The organism is Paenalcaligenes sp. Me52, from assembly GCF_050487965.1.
Lineage (GTDB): Bacteria > Pseudomonadota > Gammaproteobacteria > Burkholderiales > Burkholderiaceae_B > Paenalcaligenes.
In genome coordinates this window covers 1-753 of sequence record NZ_JBKQFO010000016.1, presented here as the reverse complement: position 1 = coordinate 753, position 753 = coordinate 1, and the positions used below count along the sequence as shown (strand labels likewise).

The window sequence follows — 753 nt, the reverse complement described above, 5'->3', positions numbered from 1 at the left end:
GGCATTTGAATGGTATATGGTGGTGATGCTTTTCGGCTGGTTCTGGCTGGTGTTTGGCCCGTATGCCAAAAAGCGTTTAGGTAACGAACCACCAGAATTTAGTACCGCCAGTTGGATCTTTATGATGTTCGCCTCCTGTACGTCTGCTGCCGTACTGTTCTGGGGATCGATTGAGATCTACTACTACATCTCCACCCCGCCGTTTGGCTTAGAACCGAACTCAACAGGCGCGAAAGAGTTGGGGCTGGCTTACAGCTTGTTCCACTGGGGACCTCTGCCGTGGGCCACTTACAGCTTCCTTTCAGTCGCCTTCGCTTACTTCTTCTTTGTCCGCAAAATGGAAGTGATTCGCCCCAGCTCCACCCTGGTGCCGCTGGTAGGTGAAAAACACGCCAAAGGGTTGTTCGGCACTATCGTCGACAACTTCTATCTCGTCGCCTTGATCTTCGCGATGGGTACCAGTCTGGGCCTTGCCACGCCGCTGGTGACCGAGTGTATGCAATGGTTGTTTGGCATTCCGCATACCCTGCAACTGGACGCTATCATCATTACCTGCTGGATTATCCTCAACGCCATTTGCGTCGCTTGCGGTCTGCAAAAAGGGGTACGTATCGCCAGTGACGTGCGTAGTTACCTGAGCTTCCTGATGCTGGGTTGGGTGTTCATCGTCAGCGGTGCCAGCTTCATCATGAACTACTTCACCGATTCGGTGGGGATGTTACTGATGTATCTGCCGCGCATGTTGTTCTATAC

1 protein-coding gene is annotated in these 753 nt (G+C 52.6%); it reads left to right on the top strand.

Translation table 11 applies throughout. The annotated features are described in order from the left end of the window. Positions 1-16 precede the first annotated feature (16 nt). On the top strand, positions 17-753 hold a 737-nt coding region (locus ACLO87_RS16700; protein WP_430224329.1), incomplete at its 3' end, for a BCCT family transporter.